Raw genomic sequence first — 4,911 nt, forward strand, 5'->3', positions numbered from 1 at the left:
CGCCGGACAGGTTGGCGATCGGCAACGCGGCGCTGGCGGCCTTGATGTGCAGCGAAGCGATCTGCGCCTCGGCTACGGTCCACTCGCGCCCGCTGTCGAGGTGGCCGGCGCTGGCATAGTGTTGCAGCGTCGCCAGAGTAATATTCTGGTCCACGCCCAGCAGCGGCACGATGCCGTAGCGCTTGCGGTCTTCCGACACCAGGCCAAGGCCGGCGCGGATGGCGTCGCGCGGCGAACGGATCTTGAGCGGCTTGCCGTCCATGACCAGCTCGGCGTGGCTGCGGCCGGGGTAGGCGCCGAAAATGGCGCTGACCAGCTCGGTGCGGCCGGCGCCGACCAGGCCGGCGATACCGAGAATCTCCCCACGCCGCAGCGAGAAGGAAACATCCTTCACGCGCTGGCGCGAGGGATCGGTCACGTCGTAGCAGGTAACGTGCCTGGCTTCGAACACGACTTCGCCGATGGCGTGTTCCACTTTCGGATACAGCGTTTCCAGCCGACGCCCGACCATCATGGCGATGATGCTGTCTTCGTCCAGCTCGCGCATCGGCTTGGTGGCGACGTGCTTGCCGTCGCGGATCACGCTGACGGTGTCGCAGATGCGTGCCACTTCGTCCAGCTTGTGCGAGATGTAGATGCAGGCGATGCCGCGCTGCTTGAGCCGCTCGATGATGCCGAGCAGCACTTCGGTTTCCTTGCCGGAGAGTGACGAGGTAGGTTCGTCGAAGATCAGCAGGCGCGCATCCTTGGCCAGCGCCTTGGCGATTTCGAACAGCTGCTGGTGGCCGCCGCCGAAGGCTTTCACCGGCAGCGCCACGTTTACGTCTTCCAGCTCAAGCTCTTTCAGCAAGGCGTGCGCGCGGGCGTACATCGCCTCGTAGTTCATGCGGCCGCCGGGCAGCTTGAGTTCGTTGCCGAGGAACAGGTTCTCCACCACGGAGAGTTCCGGCACCAGCATCAGCTCCTGGTGGATGATGACGATGCCAGCCTGCTCGCTCTCGCGTACCGAGCGCGCATGCAGCGGCTTGCCTTGCCAAAAAATCTCGCCTTCCCAGGTGCCGTGTGGATACACCGCCGACAGCACCTTCATCAGCGTGGATTTGCCGGCGCCGTTCTCGCCGCACAGCCCCAGGCATTCGCCGGGCCGCACCTGCAGGTCGATGCCGTCCAGCGCCTTGACGCCGCCGAACGACTTGCGGATGTTGCGCATCTCGAACAGGTAATCGCTCATGGCTTGTCCGCTCCGTGGCCGTACACCTGGTCATGCGTGTAGAAGCCATCCTTGATGACCACGTCCACGTTCTTTTGCGTCAGCAGGATGGGCGTGAGCAGCACCGTGTTAACCTCTTTGGTGCCGTTGTTCAAACGGGTGGTGTAGTGCGGCTGCTCGCCGCGCACCAGTTGCACGGCAAGTTGCGCTGCGTCCGTCGCAATCTGCTTAATCGGCTTGTAGACGGTCATCGCCTGCGTGCCGTCGATGACGCGCTTGACCGCGGCCAGATCCGCATCCTGCCCCGACACCGGCACCTTGCCGGCCAGGCCTTGCGCCGCCAGCGCCTGGATCGCGCCGCCGGCCGTGCCGTCGTTGGACGCGACCACGCCCTGGATATTGTTGGCGTTGGCGGTCAATGCATCTTCCACGATGCGCAACGCCTTGGAGGCATCCCAATCCGGCGTCCACTGCTGGCCGACGATCTTGATGGCCCCCCTGTCGATCGCCGGCTGCAGCACTTTCATCTGGCCCTGGCGAATGATCTTGGCGTTGTTGTCGGTGGGCGAACCGCCGAGCAGGAAGTAATTGCCCTTCGGCGCACGATCCAGCACGCCCTGCGCCTGCAGCTCGCCGACGCGTTCGTTGTCGAAGGTGATGTAGGCATCGACGTTGGCGTTGAGGATCAGGCGATCGTAGGAGATCACCTTGATGCCGTTTTGCTCGGCTTCAGCGACGACGTTGCTCAGCACCTTGGAATTGAACGGCACGATCACCAGCACGTCGACCTGGCGGGCGATGAGGTTTTCCAGCTGCGCCACCTGGCGTTCTTCGCTGGCGTCGGCCGATTGCACGTAGACGGTAGCGCCGAGCTTGGTGGCGGCGGCGACGAAGTAGTCGCGGTCATGCGCCCAGCGTTCGAGGCGGAGGTCGTCGATGGAGAAGCCGATGACGGGGTGGGCTTTGCTGGCGTGGGCGGTCGGTGCAAAAAACGTCGACATGGCCAGTAACAGGCTCACGCCGAGCGCCCTCACTGCCGTCAGTGTGCTCTCCCCGGAGGGGAGAGGGAGAAGAAAAACTCCCCGCTTCGTCATGTCGTCCCTCTTACCCGATACACACCTGCCAGCTGGCGATACAACGCCCGGAACATCGGCTGCCGCTGCTCGCGATAATACGCATGCCGTGCCGCATCCGGTTCGCGCACTGCGGTGATTTCAGGCATTTCGCACACATCTTCCAGCGTTGCACCCGGCTCGGCGGCAAGCTTCGCAAGACGCGCCGCACCCAAGGCCGCACCGACTTCGCCACCGGCGCGCAGGGTCAATGGGCGCCCGATGATGTCGGCCAGCATCTGCGTCCAATACGCACTGCGCGAACCGCCGCCGATCACGGTGATGTCGTTGGCATGCAAGCCGGCCGCATCCACCGCCTCGATGCCGTCAAGCAAGCCAAGACCCACGCCTTCCAGGGTGGCCTTGGCCAGATCCGCACGCGCGGTGTCCGCGCGCAAACCGGTGAAGGCACCGGCCGCATGCACGTCGTTGTGCGGCGTGCGTTCACCGCTGAGATACGGCAAAAAGAATGGCGCGTTGCTGCGCGTGGCGGTGCGTTCCGCATCGGCCAGCAAGGCGGGCACGTCGGCATAGCCGGCGAGGTTCGCGGTGAAATCCAGGCAGCTGGCCGCGCTGAGCATCACCGACATCAGATGCCAGGTGCCCGGCAAGGCGTGGCAGAAGCTGTGCACGGCCTGCTCGGGGCGCGCGAGATAACCATCGGAGACAGCGAAATACACGCCCGAGGTACCCAGCGACAACATCGCCTGCTGGTGCCGCACAATGCCGACACCGACGGCACCCGCCGCATTGTCACCACCGCCGGCGGCGACGGGTACGCGCTGCATGCCCCAGCGATCGGCCAATGTCTGGCTCAGATAACCGGTGACCGCATTGCCTTCGTGCAGCGATGGCATCGCCTCCTGCGGCAGGCCGGTAAGTTCCAGCATGCGCTGGCTCCAGCGGCGTTCCGACACGTTGAGCCACAAGGTGCCGGCGGCATCGGAAACGTCGGTGGCGTAGTCGCCGGTCAGGCACAATCGCAAGTAATCCTTGGGCAGCAGCACCTTGGCGATGCGTTCGAACACGTGCGGCTCATGCTCGCGCAACCACAGCAACTTGGGCGCGGTGAAACCGGGCATGGCGAGGTTGCCGGTGATCTGGCGAAAATCCGGCCAGTTCTCCATCTCCACGCACTGCGCATCGCAGCGGCCGTCGTTCCACAAGATGGCCGGACGCAGCACCTGATCGGCCTTGTCCAGCACGGTGGCACCGTGCATCTGTCCAGACAGGCCGATGCCGGCGACCTGGCGCGGGGAAATCCCCGCCCTGCCCGCCTCGGCCAGCAACTGCTCGATAGCCGCCTGCGTCGCCTGCCACCACGCATGCGGGTCCTGCTCCGACCAGCGCGGCTTTGGATTGGACACGCTCAGTGCGTGCGAGGCGATCGCACGCACCTTGCCGGCAGCATCGATCAAAACGGCCTTGACGGCCGAGGTACCCAGATCGATTCCGAGAAACATGCGTCAGCCGTAGATGTAAGCGTTGACGAGGTTTTCCAGGTGTTCCTGCTGACCTGAAGCGTGGGTGGGATGCAGATCGCGCTTGACCGCCTCCTGCGCCAGCGACTCCAGCGTGAAGCCGCCTTCCAGGATCTGTTTGCCGAACGGGGCATCCCAGCCGGCGTAGCGCCTGGCCTTGAACTCGGCCAGCGCGTCGCGCTCGATCATCTTGGCGGCGCGCTCCAGCGCGATGGCCAGCGTATCGAACGCACCGACGTGGCCATGGAACAGATCGGCCGGATCGCTGCTCTGGCGGCGCACCTTGGTGTCGAAATTGAAACCGCCGGTGGTGAAGCCGCCGTGGCGCAAGATCTCGTAGATCACCAGCGTCATTTCTTCCACGCTGTTGGGGAACTGGTCGGTATCCCAGCCGTTCTGCGGGTCGCCGCGGTTGGCGTCGATGCTGCCGAACAGGCCCAGCGCGATCGAGGTGGCCACTTCGTGGTGGAAGGAATGGCCGGCGAGCGTGGCGTGGTTGGCTTCCAGGTTGACCTTGACTTCCTGCTCCAGGCCGAACTCCTTGAGGAAGCCGTATACCGTGGCGGTGTCGTAGTCGTATTGATGCTTGGTGGGTTCCTGCGGCTTGGGCTCGATCAGGAGGGCGCCCTTGAAGCCGATCTTGTGCTTGTGCTCCACCACCATCTGGAAGAAGCGGCCGAGCTGCGCACGTTCGCGCTTAAGATCGGTGTTGAGCAGGGTGTCGTAGCCTTCGCGGCCGCCCCACAGCACGTAGTTGGCGCCGCCCAGGCGCTGCGTGGCGCCCATGGCATGGAACACCTGGGTAGCCGCGCAGGCGAACACTTCCGGCTGCGGATTGCTGGCCGCGCCCGCGGCGTAGCGCGGATGGCTGAACAGGTTGGCGGTGCCCCACAGCAGCTTCACGCCGGTCTCGGCCTGCTTGGCCGCCAGCACGTCGACCATGGCGGCAAGATTGCTCGCGTAGTCGGACAGGCTGTCGCCTTCCGGCGCCACGTCGGTGTCGTGGAAGGTATAGAACGGCGTGCCCAGGCGCTTGAAGAAATCGAATGCCGCATTGGCCTTCTCGCGGGCACGCTGCATCGCATCGCCGGCTTCATGCCAGGGGCGG

Annotated in this window: 4 protein-coding genes; all 4 read right to left on the minus strand. The window is 64.8% G+C overall.

The window, feature by feature from the left end:
- Nucleotides 1–1,231, minus strand: a 1,231-nt coding sequence (locus tag VMA74_RS09240; protein WP_325366350.1) for an ATP-binding cassette domain-containing protein, incomplete at its 3' end; no start/stop codon positions are given.
- A complete protein-coding gene (gene xylF, locus VMA74_RS09245) occupies nucleotides 1,228–2,229 on the minus strand; it encodes a D-xylose ABC transporter substrate-binding protein (RefSeq protein WP_325366351.1) in 1,002 nt (333 codons plus the stop codon). The genes VMA74_RS09240 and xylF, both read right to left, overlap by 4 nt.
- A 71-nt stretch (nucleotides 2,230–2,300) precedes the next feature.
- The gene (gene xylB, locus VMA74_RS09250; RefSeq protein ID WP_325366352.1) at nucleotides 2,301–3,785 is read right to left on the minus strand and encodes a xylulokinase; all 1,485 of its coding nucleotides are present in this window, start codon (nucleotides 3,783–3,785) and stop codon (nucleotides 2,301–2,303) included.
- Nucleotides 3,786–3,788: 3 nt separating this feature from the next.
- On the minus strand, nucleotides 3,789–4,911 hold a 1,123-nt coding region (gene xylA, locus VMA74_RS09255; protein WP_325366353.1), incomplete at its 5' end, for a xylose isomerase.

This window comes from Dyella sp., assembly GCF_035508675.1.
In the GTDB taxonomy this organism is placed as follows: Bacteria; Pseudomonadota; Gammaproteobacteria; order Xanthomonadales; family Rhodanobacteraceae; genus Dyella_B.

Coding starts and splice junctions, on each gene's coding strand:
- xylB (WP_325366352.1), bottom strand. CDS start 3,785: ATGTTTCTCGGAATCGATCTGGGTACCTCGGCCGTCAAGGCCGTTTTG.